At 38.6% G+C, this 16,685-nt stretch carries 15 protein-coding genes; 12 read left to right on the top strand and 3 right to left on the bottom strand.

All coding sequences use genetic code 11. The features are described 5' to 3' along the window. Nucleotides 1–25 precede the first annotated feature (25 nt). On the top strand, nucleotides 26–211 hold the full coding sequence (locus AC0VYV_RS06270) for a hypothetical protein (RefSeq protein ID WP_430245096.1): 186 nt from the start codon (nucleotides 26–28) through the stop codon (nucleotides 209–211). Between the two features lie 82 nt (nucleotides 212–293). Beyond that, the gene (locus AC0VYV_RS06275) at nucleotides 294–599 is read left to right on the top strand and encodes a hypothetical protein (protein WP_475367469.1); all 306 of its coding nucleotides are present in this window, start codon (nucleotides 294–296) and stop codon (nucleotides 597–599) included. Between the two features lie 218 nt (nucleotides 600–817). Here AC0VYV_RS06275 and ltaE read toward each other — a convergent pair whose 3' ends face one another. The 3 genes from ltaE to AC0VYV_RS06290 all read right to left on the bottom strand — a co-directional run bounded on the left by ltaE (nucleotide 818) and on the right by AC0VYV_RS06290 (nucleotide 3,944). Continuing rightward, nucleotides 818–1,840: a low-specificity L-threonine aldolase gene (gene ltaE / locus AC0VYV_RS06280; RefSeq protein ID WP_475366886.1), complete on the bottom strand. Its 1,023-nt coding sequence runs from the start codon at nucleotides 1,838–1,840 to the stop codon at nucleotides 818–820. A gap of 109 nt (nucleotides 1,841–1,949) precedes the next feature. Then, the gene (locus tag AC0VYV_RS06285) at nucleotides 1,950–3,131 is read right to left on the bottom strand and encodes a macrolide family glycosyltransferase (protein WP_475366887.1); all 1,182 of its coding nucleotides are present in this window, start codon (nucleotides 3,129–3,131) and stop codon (nucleotides 1,950–1,952) included. A gap of 219 nt (nucleotides 3,132–3,350) precedes the next feature. Further along, nucleotides 3,351–3,944 carry a cupin domain-containing protein gene (locus AC0VYV_RS06290; protein WP_430245090.1) on the bottom strand — a complete coding sequence of 198 codons (594 nt, stop codon included), beginning with the start codon at nucleotides 3,942–3,944 and terminating at the stop codon, nucleotides 3,351–3,353. Between the two features lie 174 nt (nucleotides 3,945–4,118). Between AC0VYV_RS06290 and AC0VYV_RS06295 the strand changes: the two genes are divergently transcribed. The 10 genes from AC0VYV_RS06295 to AC0VYV_RS06340 all read left to right on the top strand — a co-directional run bounded on the left by AC0VYV_RS06295 (nucleotide 4,119) and on the right by AC0VYV_RS06340 (nucleotide 16,668). Beyond that, nucleotides 4,119–5,210 (top strand): YheC/YheD family endospore coat-associated protein, encoded by a 1,092-nt coding sequence (locus AC0VYV_RS06295; RefSeq protein ID WP_475374611.1) that lies wholly within the window; start codon nucleotides 4,119–4,121, stop codon nucleotides 5,208–5,210. 269 nt (nucleotides 5,211–5,479) lie between these two features. Then, on the top strand, nucleotides 5,480–5,878 hold the full coding sequence (locus AC0VYV_RS06300) for a hypothetical protein (RefSeq protein WP_475374612.1): 399 nt from the start codon (nucleotides 5,480–5,482) through the stop codon (nucleotides 5,876–5,878). A gap of 171 nt (nucleotides 5,879–6,049) precedes the next feature. Further along, entirely contained in the window at nucleotides 6,050–6,217 is a 168-nt protein-coding gene (locus tag AC0VYV_RS06305) for a YbaN family protein (RefSeq protein ID WP_430245084.1), read from the top strand. Nucleotides 6,218–6,305: 88 nt separating this feature from the next. After that, nucleotides 6,306–6,491, top strand: a complete 186-nt coding sequence (locus AC0VYV_RS06310; protein WP_475366891.1) for a hypothetical protein — start codon at nucleotides 6,306–6,308, stop codon at nucleotides 6,489–6,491. Nucleotides 6,492–7,492: 1,001 nt separating this feature from the next. Next, nucleotides 7,493–8,365, top strand: coding sequence for an HAD family hydrolase (locus AC0VYV_RS06315; protein ID WP_475366893.1), 873 nt, complete (start codon nucleotides 7,493–7,495; stop codon nucleotides 8,363–8,365). Between the two features lie 562 nt (nucleotides 8,366–8,927). Continuing rightward, complete coding sequence (locus AC0VYV_RS06320; protein WP_475374613.1) at nucleotides 8,928–12,701, top strand: GH32 C-terminal domain-containing protein; 3,774 nt, start codon at nucleotides 8,928–8,930, stop codon at nucleotides 12,699–12,701. Between the two features lie 239 nt (nucleotides 12,702–12,940). Beyond that, on the top strand, nucleotides 12,941–13,555 hold the full coding sequence (locus tag AC0VYV_RS06325; RefSeq protein ID WP_475368647.1) for a YesL family protein: 615 nt from the start codon (nucleotides 12,941–12,943) through the stop codon (nucleotides 13,553–13,555). Between the two features lie 72 nt (nucleotides 13,556–13,627). Further along, nucleotides 13,628–14,602, top strand: coding sequence for a LacI family DNA-binding transcriptional regulator (locus AC0VYV_RS06330; protein WP_475366896.1), 975 nt, complete (start codon nucleotides 13,628–13,630; stop codon nucleotides 14,600–14,602). 267 nt (nucleotides 14,603–14,869) lie between these two features. Further along, nucleotides 14,870–15,754 (top strand): ABC transporter permease, encoded by an 885-nt coding sequence (locus AC0VYV_RS06335; protein WP_475367470.1) that lies wholly within the window; start codon nucleotides 14,870–14,872, stop codon nucleotides 15,752–15,754. A gap of 26 nt (nucleotides 15,755–15,780) precedes the next feature. Continuing rightward, nucleotides 15,781–16,668: a carbohydrate ABC transporter permease gene (locus tag AC0VYV_RS06340; protein ID WP_475368649.1), complete on the top strand. Its 888-nt coding sequence runs from the start codon at nucleotides 15,781–15,783 to the stop codon at nucleotides 16,666–16,668. Nucleotides 16,669–16,685: the final 17 nt, after the last annotated feature.

Below are 16,685 nucleotides of genomic sequence, written 5' to 3' on the forward strand. Positions count from 1 at the left end.
ATCAAGAGGAGGAGGGAGATTCTCTATGAACAACGAAAACGAAAATAAACCATTCAATGATGCTATAGCTCATAAACAAAACATTGAAGGTTATCCAAAATCAAGAGGTGGAAAACTGCCCTTACCTATTAAGGTAATCGGATATTTTCTGTTTGGGAGTTTGATTATCATGCTATTGATTGGATTGGTTGGGAATTTCCTATTCGATTAAAAGAGGTGGAGCATTTTTGTTATAAAAGATCCATAAGTAGATATTGAGTGGCAGGTATGATCTTGGGGGAGGAGATTTGATTATGTGGATAGCTGAGACAATAGCACCTCTTGTCTTAATGGGCATAGTAGTTGTCTTTGTGATTGAAAGCCTAAAGTATAAATCTAATAAAGGCAATCTGGGGAAGAAAAATTCAAAAGCTGCTCAACTTTTATTAGATAGTCTCATCCCAATCGGAATGCTTTTGGGGGCTGGTATTGGTGTAGTGGTTGGTATGTATTTCTCGTTCTCATTACTATCTTCCGTTAATTTAGGTGCGGCACTAGGTTATTTAGTTGGATATTTTGTTTATGAAATTTATAGCAAGGAAGGAAATAAATATCCATAAGTAGCTAATAATATCTTGCGAAGGTTCATTCGTAAGGGTTATTTTAAGTAGGGATAGTTTCAGATTCTATCTCTTACCTATGTATCTTATTTCGGTTAAACTTTTCATCGCATTACATGTGAAAAATTGATTTATCAACATAAAAGACCCACAAAATGAATGATGATTTTGTGGGTCTTTTTTCAATCTATAAACATGTGAAATGAATAAATTGGAATTTAACTTACAACTTTTCGGACAGCCGTTAATGCAGCATCAATGTCTTTCTTCGTAATCCCATTATTCGTTACAAATCGAATCACGTTCAGACCAAACGCACCCGCTAAAACGCCTTGTTCTTTTAAACGGTGGATAAAGTCTTCTGTCGTTTTCTTCGTATTCGTAATATCAATTAAGAGTATGTTTGTATCCACTTGATTGACAAGGTTAACCCCTTCAATATTCTGAAGACCATCAGCAAGATACTTCGCGTTCTCGTGATCCATCTCAAGATGCTTCACGTTTTCTTCGAGAGCAATAATGCCCGGTGCAGCGAGAACACCTGCTTGTCTTAAACCACCGCCAAGGCGCTTACGCCATTTTCGAGCTTTCTCGATAAACTCAGAAGTACCGGCAATCATGGAACCAACTGGTGCACCGAGCCCTTTTGATAAGCAAAACTGAACAGAATCCGTATACTTCGCGAATTCTTTTACGGGAATTTGAGCTGCTACAGAAGCATTGAATAATCGTGCCCCATCTAAGTGAACAGGGATCTGATGTTTCCTTGATAGTTGATAGATTTGTTCCATATTCTCAAGAGGAACAATTGCGCCGCCTGCTTTGTTGTGGGTGTTTTCGATGCAGATTAATCCTGTTTCCGGCTGATGAATATCTTCGCCTCGGATAGCTGCTTCAACATCGCCTGGATTCATCGCACCGCGGTTCCCATCGATCGTCTTAATTTGTACACCAGCAAAGGCGGACAGTGCTGCCGCTTCATATAGGAATAAGTGCGCCTGAGATTCCATGATCACTTCTTGACCAGGCTGACAGTGGACTAAGCCAGCAATTTGATTTCCTTGCGTGCCGCTCGTGACAAATAAAGCCGCTTCTTTTCCTAGCGTTTCTGCAGCGATTTGTTCGAGCCTGTTAACCGTAGGATCTTCTCCATACACATCATCGCCTACTTCAGCTTCGTACATCGCTTTTCTCATTTGTTCATTTGGTTTCGTTACCGTATCACTGCGCAAATCGATCACGATTCGTCCTCCCCGTCTTCATTAAGTAATAGTCTACTAGTATCCATCAAAAGTATACGGTTATTTCATAAGTGAATCAACTTCGTAACGGGGAGGCTTTATGATCCTGTTATCTCGACGCAAGGTGGCGATCGATGATTTCTAATGCTTCATTAGGTCCGCCACAGGCTTGAAAGCTCTCTTTGATCTTTCGGATGCCTAGCTGATAGTTCGCGTTATGAATGACTTGATTCACTGCATGCTGTAGCGATTCGATTGTTACGTTCGGTGGGAAAATAGGATATCCGGCTTGTAGTTCTGCGAGGCGTGCAGCGACCAAAGGCTGGTCCTTATCATGAGGGAGCACCACCATCGGAACTTCAAAGTAAATCGCTTCATTAGTGCTGTTCATTCCTCCGTGGGTAAGGAACACGTTCGTATGCTGCAACACATCTAGCTGAGGAACATATTTTCGAATAATGAAGTGATCGGGAGCTTCTTTTATTTTAGTGAAATCAGCACTTGATCCTGCTGAAATGACAACTTTCCCTGGAAAATCTGTAAAGGCGTCGATGCACATATTAAAGAAACTCTCAACATGATCGAGCACTGTGCCCATAGAAATAAAAAGAACCTGCTCGTTTTCAAGCTGGTCAAGTGGGAAGTCAGTCGCGTCTTTTCGTTCCGGGAAGCTAGGACCAATAAAATGATACCCTTCACCAAATTCACTTAAATGAGGTTGGAAATACTCGCTTGAATAAACCATCGTTTGCTCGCCTTGATTTTGCATAAATTGCAACATGGTTTTAGGAGCGACGCCAAACGCTTGCTTCATCTTAGCTAATAAAGCTTTCCCTTTTTCATCGAGTTCAAATGACACCGACGCGTCTGGGTGAAGGGGGAGGTTTTTCTTATAATCATCTGGGATTAAAAAGGATGATGAAGAAGAGAAGCCTGGTACTTGTAAATACTCTTTTACTAATTCACCAGGACCAAAGGCATCGTAATAAACAAAATCAATCGCTACTTCTTTCGCTAACTCTTTTGTAAGCGAGAGGATATCTAAAGATGAGCGTATAAAGAAATGTAGAAAGTTATTGATTCCTTCTGAACTACCATGATTGATGTGTAAACCATCTAATCGATCCTCATGAAGAATCACATTGGCTCCTACGCCTTCTAGGCGGTCTTTGAATTTTTCAGTTGAAATATAATAGACGCTGTCTCCCCGATCTCCAAAAGCTTTTGCCATGCCTAAGCTTGGGTTAACATGTCCTTCACCTGGGATATTAAGCATTAGAATGTTTGCCATAAGTCGTCACCTCTTAAGTCTTTTTATCGTTACATAATAAAGGATAATTGTTTTCCAGTAAGGATGAAACCAAATTCCTTTGGTTGCTCTCTTCCATATTCGAACGAATTTAAAACTTCATTCCACCCATATCCTCCCAAAGTAATAGCATCAAAAATAACCTTAGGTAATCCTACCTAAGGTTTCGTTAAGGGAACCTATTACAAAGGTCTGTCTCGTTTATCTTCGCCTGCGACGTTTGCGTGATAAAGGGGGTGGCGGTCCGATAACGACAGGACTTTTCCCTTCAATTGGATCTAGCGCTTTTTCCATTGTTTTCGGGTCTATGCGATACGCTTCTTCATAAACCTTCAGAGGGGTTTTCGTCAGCATGCTAGAGCCATCTTGCGTTTGGAAGCGGTCGTTGTTAAAGAATAATAACAGCAAGGTCTCGTCCGAATCTGCCTTAATCCAGTGCCAGTAGCCCATTGGAATAAAGACCGTTTCACCAGCTTTTCGTAGCTGATACGTTAATAATTGATCATTGTTCGGGTTGAGGATGCCGACGGTTGCGGATCCAGAAGCGAGGTATACCAATTCCCATGAGTTTGTATGCCAGTGCGGCTCGCGTACAGATCCTTTCGACATTCTTAATTCGGCAAGTGAGCCGCCGATCATCGCTGGCATTTGCGCTGAGGATAAGAGATAGATGAGGTTTTCCGGATCTTTCTTAAATGCAACATTATCCTTTATATCATAAAAAAGGTTCGGGTTTCCTTTTCGACCTACTAAGTTTCGGTTATCCGTAATATAGCCTGATACTGGAGTTGTCATATATTCTCCTCATTTCTGTTTCAATTCTCTACTATTCTATGAAAAAGGATAAGCCCGGTGTAGGTGCCAGTCCACTGGCTATGAAATAGGGCGGAGAAGCGCCTATAAATGCACTCGACCAGGCACAACACGGCCCCTATTCGCAATAGATTAAAGCGAAGGGGGCAGATCGTTGTGAGCGATCACTATCTAGGTATTATCCTTCCCAAATCAACGTATGAGGCGATGCCTGAATTACAGGGTGGCACGCGCAGCATGTTTATGATTTGGGAGAAGTCAGCAAGAGAACTTGGCATAATCCCTTGTTATTTTCGATTCTTTGATCTAAAGCCAGGCGTCGCGACGGTGAAAGCCTATGTGTATGAACAGGAAACGTTTGTCGTGAAAGAAGTTCCAGCGCCGAAAGTCATTTATACACGCGTGCTCGATTACTTGCCAGCTTACCGTTCGCACATCAAGTCTTTAATGAAGGAAGGGCGCGTCGTTTACAATGTGCCGAATTATGATGTGGAGAAGCATAAAGTTCACGAAGTCCTGATCAAGCATGACAATCTTCGAGACCACTTGCCTGAGACGGAGCTCTTTACGATCAACAACTTAAATAAAATGGCTGCACGCTACAAGCAATTCATTCTCAAGAAAAGCTATGGCGAATTCGGCATTGGCGCGATGAAAGTTGAGCGGGTTAAGAAAGGATGGCGCCTCTTTTATAAAACAAAAGAAGGCGAGCTCAAACAAGTTGATTTCAAAAAGACGCTGCCTGCGGTGCTCGTTAACCGACTCCGTACGCATACGTACATGATTCAGGAGATGATTCCGCTAGCTGATTTTAAAGGCCATCCGTTTGATTTGCGCGTCGCGGTTCAAAAGAATCGAAACGGGAATTGGCAGGTGTCAGGCGTGATGTGCAAGGTAGCCAATGGGGGAGACTTTCTAACGAATGGAGCACAAGGGGGAACGACGTACACGTTTGAAGCTGTTGCGCCTCATTCCCATCCAGGAATTTCGTACGAAGCGCTCCTACAAAGCATTGAACAGCTAGGACTTCAAACCGCCCGCGTACTCGATCACCATTTTCCGAAGCTAGCCGATCTTGGATTCGATATTGGCATCACAAAAGCGGGTAAGCCTTATTTTATTGAATGTAACTTTATCTCAGACTATGTGAGCGGATTGTTTGAGGATGGAGAACTCCTTCACGATAAGTGGGAAGCGGTCTTCAGAACGCCGATCGAGTATGGGAGATATTTAATGGATCGGATTTAAGTCGCGCAGTAATCATAACGGGTCCTGTTATCTATCACGAATAATGAATATGTACTAGAACAGAGGGAGGAATTGTACATCGATTCCTCCCTCTTTGTTTGTAGAAGTGGGGTTTAACGAAAACGGAATGTTGAAATTAACAGGGGTGAGATGGTGTAATATGTAAAAAAGAACTGAAATCATATGCCCAGTTTGCTCGTTATGAATAGTTCGATTAAGAGGACATACGATATCCCTAAAACAACTTCTTTGCGAAGGTGGGATTTGTAATGAAAAAAGCAATGATAGTTCTGCTTCTACTAGGGAGTGTTTTTTCTGTATTCTATTACTTTGCTATAGAGAATAATAATGATAAGCCGGTGGGCGCCAGGAGCACTCCATTAACGGATCTTGAACTAATGGATGTTACAAATAAAATAACGGAAATTAATTTTACTAGTAAGGTTGTAAATGAGTTAGAGAATCAAGGTTACCAAGCAGAGGGAAAAATACATTATTCAATATACGACGCAAAGAAAAAAGATGTTATATTTGTCATTTCAAATAGTGAATATAAAGGGGAAAAGTCGGAACAGGAAATAAACGCAATCATTGATAAGCTTTCAAAATCAAGTGAGCTAGGTTCATTTAATGTCATCTTTCAGAAAGAAGAAAAAGCTGTAGATTAACCTTTCAAGCATAGGCGATTCAGCCCCATTTTATGAAAGAGACGAGGAGCTTATCTGTCATAAGATAGGCTCCTTTTAATGTGAATTAAAGGACTGAGTTGTTCATAACAATTTGAAATAATTGGTATTGGAGATATAGGGAAGAGATTACTTAGAAAAAGGGGGAGTAAGGTGCTTGCAAAAATATTAGCGTCAATCATGATGTTAATTAGCGTAGTTTATATTGCGTTTTTAGTAAAAAATCTTATCGTGACATTATCTTTATTGATTTTATCAGGGATGTCTATTTTTTATTTGTTTTATGAAAAGGATGAGAAGGAAGACCAGGATAATTTATGACAATAATTATCTGTTCAACAATCTCTGAGCGGTTGCTAAATAGTTTAACTTTGTGAATGAGAAAACAATTTATTTAGGAGGAATAACATTGTTTAATAGAACATTTGTTGCATTGATAGGTAGTTTTCTTGTTTTGGCTGTTGGATTGTTTAGATTAATGACGGAATCGTTATCCACCACACCTCTGTTTATAGCTTATGTATTTATTATTACTGGGCTAATTGGTGTTGTTGCTAATGGAATAAGGTTAGGTAAAACGAACAGCGGTCGGTAGTGGTTTTTCATAGTTTGAAAATCCTGCCTAATACCCATTCATATCATTTATACAAAAAATAAAGATTGAGTTGCTCGTATTAATTTGAAATAATTGGTATTAAGTAGAGAGGCACTATTGTTAAAAAGACGGTGTAGATGAATTGGATAACACTTATTACTTCTTAATAAATCAACCAGAAATAAAGTCTATAAAAATTGACCTACCAATAACAAGGTACAAAGATGAAAATAAAACAATCGAATTCATATCTGGCAAAGGAAATATTTTTAAAGTATTAGAAAATGGAGAATGGAAGGATTTTAATAATATTCAATGAAAGTTAATGCAGGTTATTATCCCAGGAGTATCGTAACTGTTAAGTACATATTCGAAAGGAAGTGAATTACTTGGCTCTCTGGAAAGAATATTTCATTACACTTATTGAAATCATTAGCTTTTTAATTGTTGGCTTTCTCTTAACTGAGCTTGTTTTTAGTAACTTCTATGAAAGTGTAGATTCAGTGTGGATCAGCATTTCCTTTATACTTTTTTCTTTATACACGTTGTTTAAAGTATATGTCCTTTCTAAAAAAAGTCTATTGTTGAATGATCGCGTTACTTCTCTTACTTTTTGGGGGATATTCATATGGTCAGTGTATTCTGTGAGTTCTCCTTTTGTATAATAACTAAACAATCGAGGAGCTTATCTGTAACAAGATAAGCTCCTTTTATAATGAAAGAACGAAGTAGGTTATTGATGCCAATTTAAACTAATTGGTATCAATAACTTGAACAAGGTAATTAAAGAGGAGTAACATGTTATTTGCTGATAATGATTAAATGGGAAATACAATGGTACAATCACTATGAGTTACGAATAGATTCATAGATCCAGAAACTTTATAAACCGTTAGAGACGAAAATATTGTCGTTAAGAGTGAAGTGAGAGATCAGGTGTAAAAGAATACGCCGTTTAAATTTAAAAATAGAAGATTTATAACGAAAGAAGGAGAGTCACAATGCTAACGAACCCAAAAGCTATTTTCTTAGATATGGATGGTACGATCTTGAATCACTATAACAAGGTGAGTGAATATACGAAGCAAGTGATTGATGAGTTACGAGAGAATGGCATATACGTCTTTATCGCAACAGGCAGAGCTTCGGATGAGATTAATGAGCTTGTCCCTGAAGGGTTTCAAGTGGATGGCATTATCTCTTCAAATGGGATGGCAGGGTATGTTGAAGGTAAGGCCATATTTGAACATTCACTCGAGCTTGACTTAGTTGAAAAGATTATTGAAAAAGCGCGTGAGCAGAAAATTTATTATGAGCTCTTTCCATACGGAGGAGATCGCATTGCTTTAGAACAAGATCGTCACTATATGGAAGAGGAAATTAAAGATCCTCAGCCAGAAGGCGTCGGGCTGAATGAATGGCTTTCGCGTCAAGAAGCGATCAAAGAAGCGATCAACTGGAAAGCTCAAATTGAAGGAAATAAGTTTTCCAAATTCTATTTCTTCGCTCGTACGAAAGAACATATCAATCAATGGAAAGATGAGCTAGAAAATATCAAGCAGGACATTGATTTTACAACGTCAATCTCTTCAGCGCATAACGTCGAAGTAATGGTAGCCAATGTAAACAAAGCGACTGGCATTAAAGAAATGCTCCAGCATTTTGATTTGTCAGGTGTAGAGACGCTTGCCATAGGCGATAGTAACAACGACTTACCGATGTTCCAGTTTGCCGATTATGCTGTAGCCATGAAAAATGCATCGGACCAAATTAAAGAAATCGTCGACGATGTGACGGAATTTACGTGTGATGATGACGGTGTTTATCATTATTTGAAGTCGATTGTCGTGCGAGATTCTATTAGAAATACATGATTATTGATAAAAAACTCGGTTAAATTCGAGAGAAGGCTAATGAGATTTCTTTATTCACTAAAGAGAAACGATTCTGCAACATCATAATAGCCTAGTTATACAACAATAATCTTCAACAATCGGACGCAATTCCTCATGTAGGAATTGCGTTTTTTATTTCCAAAAAAGATTGAGGATATGATTGAATTTCGAAATGGTTCTAAACAAGAAAATGTAGGTCATACCGTTTAAATAAGGCTCGAGTCGATAGCTTAAATAACATTTCGCTAGGTGTAATAACTGTTATTCTTGCGTCGTTAATGCTTAATATCTTTCATTCAATTTAGTATTGCCTCAGTTATTTATACGGTAAGGAAGGTGTCTTCTTCTATCAAAATAAAAGTTATGTCAACCGGTTGACACCTGAAAGCGCTTACGATATATTATTCTGTAATAAAAGGATTTTTTAATCTGTTTGGCGTTGTAGATGTTTCGTATGAGAGTCAACAAGTTGGAATAAAGAAGGTGATTTAAGGTAAAGCAAGATGGTTAACCCCATTAAATATAGTGAGGAGTTATGCTTTTGAATCGTTTAATGAATAATGATGAGATTGTTCGCAAATTTCTTATATTTACTGCATTCGGGTTAATGATAATGTTGTTGATCTGCAATAAGGTAACGGCAGAAGTGCAAGCAGAGCGTACAAAGGAAAATGAGGAGGTTTCAGCAATTAAAGCATCAACAAATTTAACGGATTTGGTCATTCATGGTGAAGGTACACTTGAAGATACAGTACAAGGGTTAAAGCTTACTTCGGGAGCAAATGAGAATGTAATGGCGATTTCAAACGTTCAATCAGAAAATTTTATATACCAATCTGATATACAGATATTAGATCAATCAGCAGATGCTACGTTGATATTTCGATCTAGTGAAGATGGCTGGGATTCCTATATGGTTCAAATAGTGCCGGATGCAGGACTGATTCGTCTACGTGATGCTCGGGACGAAAGTAGGTTAATAGAGGAATTTGACGTTAACATTCAAGAAGGTGAAATCTATCATTTAAAGGTGAAAGTAGTAGAAGACAATATTAAAGTATATTGGGAAGATCTATATACGCCAGTGATAGATTCGAATGTATCGCTTCATCATCATGGATACCTGGGGCTGAATGTTTGGAATGGGTCTGCACTATTTCAAAACGTGAAAGTGAGTGAACTTGCAACGAATTTGGGTCAGTCTCTAGTGGAAGAAGGAGATTGGGAACCAAACATTAAAGGATTAAAAGGAATAGCGCGAGAGAATGAAATAGTTAAGAAAATATATGACACACAGGCCAACAACTTCGTGTTAGAAGGTAATGTCTCCGTTGATGAAAAACAAATGGAGGCAGGTTTTACATTTCGCATGAATGAGGCTGGAACAGAGGGCTATCGAGCTTTGCTTAAGAAGCAAGGGGATGAAGTTGCAGTACAATTACAAAAAGCAGATGGTACGGTACTCGGGGAATCTAGTCGAAGTTTCAAGTCACAAACCAATACTAAACACCACTTGGAAATCATAGTGAATGACGAACAAATCACAATCTATCTAGATGGCTACGCAGATCCCGCAATTGAATTAACAGATAGTAGTTATACTAGTGGTTTAGCAGGATTGATGGTTTTAAGAGGTGCAGCTTATTTTCAAGATGTTTACTTAGTTTCTTCAGATAGTTATTATAAAGAAAATTATAGGCCTGATTATCATTATACACCGGCTCGAGAATCGGCAAGTGATCCAAATGGGCTAGTCTATTTTGAAGGTGAATATCATCTGTTTCATCAGAACGGTGGACAATGGGCACATGCAGTTAGTGAAGATTTAGTTAATTGGAAGCATCTACCTATAGCTTTGCCATGGAATGATTATGGTCATGTATGGTCAGGATCTGCTGTGGCAGATTTAAATAATGATTCCGGCCTATTTTCAGATACTGGGGGTAAAGGACTGGTAGCATATTATACTTCTTTTAATCCAGATGCCGATAATGGCAATCAACGAATTGGTCTTGCGTATAGTACGGATCGAGGTCGTACGTGGGAATATTCAGAAGAACATCCGATCGTTATAGAGAATCCTGGAAGTAATGGAGAAAATCCAGGCGGTTGGGATTTTCGTGATCCCAAAGTGGTGCGTGATGAAGCGAATGACCGCTGGGTGATGGTTGTTTCGGGAGGAGATCATATTAGATTTTTCACTTCCCATGATCTTATTAACTGGGAACACACCCAGAACTTCGGCTATGGTGACTACATTCGTGGAGGGGTATGGGAATGTCCGGATTTGTTTCAGCTTGAAGTCGACAATACAGGAGAGAAGAAGTGGGTCCTCATGCTTAGTACAGGAGCCAATCCGAATACAGAGGGATCAGATGCAGAGTATTTTATTGGAGACCTAACACCTGACGGCAAATTCATCAATGACAATCAACCTGGAGAGGTATTGAAAACAGATTATGGGAAGGAATTTTATGCCTCTATGTCGTTTGCAAATATGCCGGATAACCGTCGTGTTACGATGGCATGGATGACGAATTGGGACTATCCATTTGCCTTCCCGACAGAAGGATGGAATGGTCAACTAACGATTCCAAGAGAACTACGACTCACCTTAACAGATATAGGCATTAGACTAGCACAATCGCCGATTAAAGAATTAGAAACAATTCAAAGAACCGTTTTTGAAACAGAGAATAAGCTTGTATCTCCAAAGAATGACAGTAATTTATTAAACAAAGTAAACGAAGCTTCCTATCAATTAGAAGCGGAAATTGAAATTCCTGCTGGTAGTGATGTGACAGAGTTTGGTTTTCACGTTCGTGAAGGTTCTGAACAAAAAACTGTTGTTGGATATAATAATGCGGAACAGAAATTATTTGTGGATCGTTCCGAGTCAGGCAGGACGGATTTTTCGAATGAATTTACTACAACCCATACGACAGGATTACAAGCGAAAAATCAGCGAATTAAATTAAATATACTAGTGGATAACGGGTCTATTGAGGTTTTTGCTAATGATGGGGAGACAGTTTTTTCAGATCTCATTTTTCCGGATGCAACGAGCAGGGGAGTTAGCTTTTATACTGAAGGTGATCAAGTTCAAATTATTTCCTTGAAAGTACACTCTTTAGAGGATATTTGGGATCGGGAAATGGAAGATGGACCCCAAATTGTACTTGATAAACGTGAAAAAGAAATGAATATTGGGGATAAGCTAGCTGTTAATGCGGCAACTAAAGGTATTAACGGGAATGGAACGAAAAAACTTAAATGGAAAACGTCTGATTCCGATATTGTGAGTCTTCGCTCTTCTACTAATAACACTGCCTTAATTGAAGCTGCAAGCGCTGGAAAAGCGACGATTACAGTTTCTACGCCAAATAACAAGGTGTCTGAGAGTTTTGAAGTGAATGTATTTGAGGGGGATTTTAATACTAATCTTACTGGTTGGAAGTCAGATGTTGATACCGTCAAATGGGTTGCAACTGAAGAAGGAATTCGGGGATTACATACCGGTGATTCCAATTATATAGCTGAGAATACTGGGGGCGACTTTGTTTATGAAGCAGAAATGACACTTCATGAATCGGGAGGTGCCGGTGCTATTCTTTTTCGTGCCAGTGAAGATGGTAGAAGTGGTTATTATTTTAATTTAGATCCTAATATGAACGCTTTCCGTCTTTTTTATAAAATAAATGGAAGCTTTGAAGAGCGTATGGTAATCAGTAAGGTTCCAACATTTATTCAGCCAGGGAAGACCTATAATGTGAGAATATCAGCTACTGGTCCCCGTATTCAAATTGATGTAGATGGAGAAAAGATAATGGATATAAGAGATGGAACCTTTGCAGAGGGACATTTTGGTTTAAATGTATTCGGAGGCAGAGCGGTCTTTCAAAATGTAAAGGTTAGTAACGTTTCTGAAGCTGCTTTACGTGAAACGACCTTTATTAATCAAAGAACAGGTCAATCTCTTTATGCAGCTTCTTCTCAAAATGGGGTGCCTGTCACTGCTAATGAAGAGCCTACGACCTGGACACTTATACCAACTGGTGATGAGCATGACTCTTATTCCATACGAGCGGAAGCTAGCAAAGCAATTGATTTTGATTCGGTACAGAAGAAAATTCAATTATACGACTACCTTGGTTATGATAATCAGAGATGGATCATTCAAGAGAATGACAATCAAACCGTCACCATCTTATCTGTGTTCAATGATGAGGCAATGACTATATCAGAGGATGGGAATATCATGCTTCAACCATATGATCCAGAGAATACACGCCAACAGTGGGTTACATCGAATTAAGAATACTAGAATCTTAATTTTGTTCTCTCTCCTAGTTTCTAACGGGTGTGCTGTGGATTATTAAATGAAAGAGGAAGTTGAGAGTGACTTCCTTCTTTCTCAATTGGTTAATTGCGTTTGGGTTCAGTCAATTAATAACAAACTAATGATAAAGTATTGTGAAAGATTTATTTGGATGAAATTTCGTCTGCCCTTTCGTTTTCACTAAAGATTTATCAAATCAGTGGAGGGTTATGATCATGGTAATGTCACGCTGGTATTTAAGACTTGGCACCTGGGCGTTTAATCTGTTTTTGTTGAATTTATTATGGTTTTTTTTCACATGTACTGGCTTGATCGTACTGGGGATATTTCCAGCTACTGCGGCTCTATTTGCTGTTCTTCGGCGCACTATTATAGAAGATAATGACCTTCCAGTATTGAAGCTTTTTGTAAGGAATTTTAGAACGGAATTTATAAAGGCTAATCTTTTGGGGTATCTTTATGTTTTATTTGGATTGGTGTTGTACATGTATTTTCAAGTTGTTCAGCTTATCTCCTCCAATCAATTGCAAAGCATTATGGTTAATATAACGGTTGTTATCAGCGTCTTGTATTTCATTACGTCTTTGTATGTCTTTCCGTTATTTGTCCATTTTGACCAAAAGAGTTTTCAGTACTTGAAAAATGCTTTAATATTAGCGGTAGGTAGGCCGGTACGAACGATAATGATGCTCCTAGGACTACTGTTATTAACGTATATATGTTTCCGTATAACAGTACTCATTCCTGTAATAGGCATTAGTTTGTCTTGCTATGTTATTATGTGGACCGCTTTGAAATCGCTACCAAAGGAAACGAAAACCCTAGAATAGACAAAGGGTTGATTTCTCAAATAGTTAAGTAATTAGTGAATTGATATGGAAAAAGTTGCGAGGAGATGGATGATGAAAAGGGTAAAGTTAGATGATGTTGCAAAAGCAGCAGGAGTAACGCGCACAACAGTTTCTAGAGTGATTAATAATCGCGGATATATAAGTGAGCGTACGAGAAAAAAAGTAAAAGAAGCGATGGAAGAATTAAATTATTATCCGAACGATCTGGCGCGGTCTCTTTATAAAAAAAAGACGCGCTTTATAGGATTAATCGTACCTACTATAAGCAATCCGTTCTTTGGAGAGCTGACTTTTAATGTTGAAAATATGTTGGCGGATTTAGGCTATAAGGTTATTTTGTGTAACAGTCTGGATAATCAAGAAAAAGAAGAGTCTTATTCGGATATGTTGATTCGCCATCAGGTCGATGGAATAATAGTTTGTTCCCATAACAGAGGAATTAGTACTTATCAACGCCAAAACATCCCTGTTGTAGCCGTTGATAGGTATTTATCAACAACAGTTCCTGTCATATCTTCGGATAATTACCAGGGAGGGAAGATGGCTGTCGAGCATTTGATAGAAAAAGGTTGTAAGAATATTGTACATATTAATGGCCCGGCTCAGCTAGAGACCCCTACACAGTTAAGAAGAAAAGCTTACGAGGATATTATAACAAATCCTATTACTTATGAAATTCAGGATGTATTTGATGTGCAGCAAACGATAGAGCTTATACGAAAGATCTTTGCCGAAGTTCCGCAAGTGGATGGCATTTTTGCAAGTGATGATATGATTGGCGTTTCTTGTTTAAATGTTGCTAGAGAGATGGGGATTGAGGTTCCAGATCAATTGAAAATTGTCGGCTATGACGGGACAAAAACACTAATGAATATTCAACCCAACTTAACAACCATCAGGCAGCCTATTGAAAGTTTGGCTAAGAGTACAGTGAACACCCTTCTGAAATTAGTTGACGACCCGGAAGCAACAGTTGATTTAGAAACGGTACTACCGGTCCAATTACTGAAAAACAGAACAACTTAAATTTTTGAATCGCTACTACTTTTTTTATGTCAACCGGTTGATATTTGTAAGCGTTTGCTATATGATATGAACAAATAATGTAAATTTTTAAAAAAAGGGGGGGTTACATCATCACAATATGTCAACCGGTTGACTTAAATCACATTCTTATTTGAAGGGGGAGATTTTTTGGAGAATAAAAACATTTTATCCAACACCTTGCCAAAAACAAGTCAAGCAATAAAGCGTAAAGAAAAGTCACAAACAAAACGTCAACATAAAAAAAATATGCGCACCAATTATATCCTCTATCTATTTCTGCTTCCCGCTATCATCCTAACACTTGTCTTCCATTATGTGCCCATGTATGGAACCGTTATTGCATTTAAGGACTTCAGTCCGACAAAAGGAATTTGGGGAAGTGATTGGGTCGGGCTAGAGCACTTCACTAACTTTCTACAGTCGCCCAATTTTCTGAGTATCTTGATGAATACAATAAAGCTCAGTTCTTTCGATTTGATCATTGGCTTTCCTATTCCGGTCATTCTGGCCCTCATGTTAAATCAGTTAAAACGGGCTCAGGTCAAGAAGAACGTCCAATTAATTCTTTATGCACCGCATTTTATTTCAGTAGTAGTAATCTCAGGAATGTTGTTTATTTTCCTTTCTCCCACAGGGCCGATAAACAGTATAATGACACTTTTCACTAATGAGCCATATTCATTTATGTCTGATCCAGATGCATTCCGATCCATTTATATTTTCTCGGGGGTATGGCAGAGCGCTGGATTTGCATCGATTATCTATGTGGCAGCATTGTCGAATGTTGATCCACAGCTCCATGATGCTGCTACGATTGATGGAGCATCTTTGCTCCAAAGAATAAGACATATTGATCTTCCTACACTAAAGCCAGTTATGGCCGTATTGTTCATATTGGCTGCGGGTGGAATTATGGCTATTGGATTTGAAAAAGCCTATTTATTGCAAACAAGTATGAACTTGCCAGCTTCAGAGATTATACCAACCTACGTTTATAAACGCGGATTACAGGCTGGAGATTATTCATTTGCAACAGCCGTAGGATTATTCAATGCCGTTATCAATGTATTCTTACTGTTCTTTGTGAATTATGTCGTCAAGAAACTTAATGATGGTGAAGGTCTTGTGTAAAAAGCGCTAGAGGGAGTGGGAAGAAAATGAACAATATAATTAACAATTCACGGAAAGACCGATATCTACTCATTATCAACAAGATTCTTTTGTCAGTTATTGTTTTAATCGTGTTAGTACCTCTTTTGTATGTGCTGCTGGGTTCTTTTCTCCAGCCGAGTATCTTGTTAACTAAAGGGTTCTCACTGAATCCCGATCATTGGACAATTGATGGCTATTCACAAATTTTTGCCGATGGGACGATTATGAGGGGATTCTTTAATTCCATATTATACGCTACTACATTTACGTTTATATCTGTACTAGTTGCAGTGCTTGCAGGATATTCCTTATCCGTTGACAATCTGGCTTGGAAAAAGAGCATCATGTTTTTCTTCTTACTTACCATGTTTTTCAGTGGCGGGTTGATTCCTACATACTTGGTGGTTCGAGGTCTTGGATTGTTAGATACGATTTGGGCAGTTATTCTACCCGGTTCCGTCTCTGTCTGGAATATCATTTTGGCAAGAACTTATTTTAAAGGGCTTCCAAAAGAATTAAAAGAAGCGGCCAGGATTGACGGTGCCTCCGATTTTATGATTTTCGTAAAGATCATTATTCCATTATCTAAGCCGATTATATTTGTGTTGGCACTATACGCTTTCATTGGTCAGTGGAATGCTTACTTTGAGGCAATGATTTATTTGGATGATCAGACTAAATACCCGCTGCAGCTCATTTTGCGATCTATATTAATACAAAATGAAGTCCAACCTGGGATGATCTCAGATCAACTGGCTATGGCTGAAATGCAAAGGTTATCAGAAATGATTAAATACTCATCCATTGTGCTAGCTAGTTTACCTTTACTAGTTATGTATCCATTTTTTCAGAAGTACTTCGAAAAGGGTGTTATGGTAGGCTCATTAAAATAATGAAAAGAGGAGAAATG

The sequence above is a fragment of the Anaerobacillus sp. QJM3NY_17 genome (genome assembly GCF_056173665.1).

What these genes read in the sequence shown, in the direction of transcription:
- AC0VYV_RS06270 (WP_430245096.1), top strand. Translation starts at nt 26, where the DNA reads ATGAACAACGAAAACGAAAATAAACCATTCAATGATGCTATAGCTCAT.
- AC0VYV_RS06275 (WP_475367469.1), top strand. Translation starts at nt 294, where the DNA reads ATGTGGATAGCTGAGACAATAGCACCTCTTGTCTTAATGGGCATAGTA.
- AC0VYV_RS06285 (WP_475366887.1), bottom strand. Translation starts at nt 3,131, where the DNA reads ATGGCAAACATTCTAATGCTTAATATCCCAGGTGAAGGACATGTTAAC.
- AC0VYV_RS06290 (WP_430245090.1), bottom strand. Translation starts at nt 3,944, where the DNA reads ATGACAACTCCAGTATCAGGCTATATTACGGATAACCGAAACTTAGTA.
- AC0VYV_RS06300 (WP_475374612.1), top strand. Translation starts at nt 5,480, where the DNA reads ATGAAAAAAGCAATGATAGTTCTGCTTCTACTAGGGAGTGTTTTTTCT.
- AC0VYV_RS06315 (WP_475366893.1), top strand. Translation starts at nt 7,493, where the DNA reads ATGCTAACGAACCCAAAAGCTATTTTCTTAGATATGGATGGTACGATC.
- AC0VYV_RS06325 (WP_475368647.1), top strand. Translation starts at nt 12,941, where the DNA reads ATGGTAATGTCACGCTGGTATTTAAGACTTGGCACCTGGGCGTTTAAT.
- AC0VYV_RS06330 (WP_475366896.1), top strand. Translation starts at nt 13,628, where the DNA reads ATGAAAAGGGTAAAGTTAGATGATGTTGCAAAAGCAGCAGGAGTAACG.
- AC0VYV_RS06335 (WP_475367470.1), top strand. Translation starts at nt 14,870, where the DNA reads ATGCGCACCAATTATATCCTCTATCTATTTCTGCTTCCCGCTATCATC.
- AC0VYV_RS06340 (WP_475368649.1), top strand. Translation starts at nt 15,781, where the DNA reads ATGAACAATATAATTAACAATTCACGGAAAGACCGATATCTACTCATT.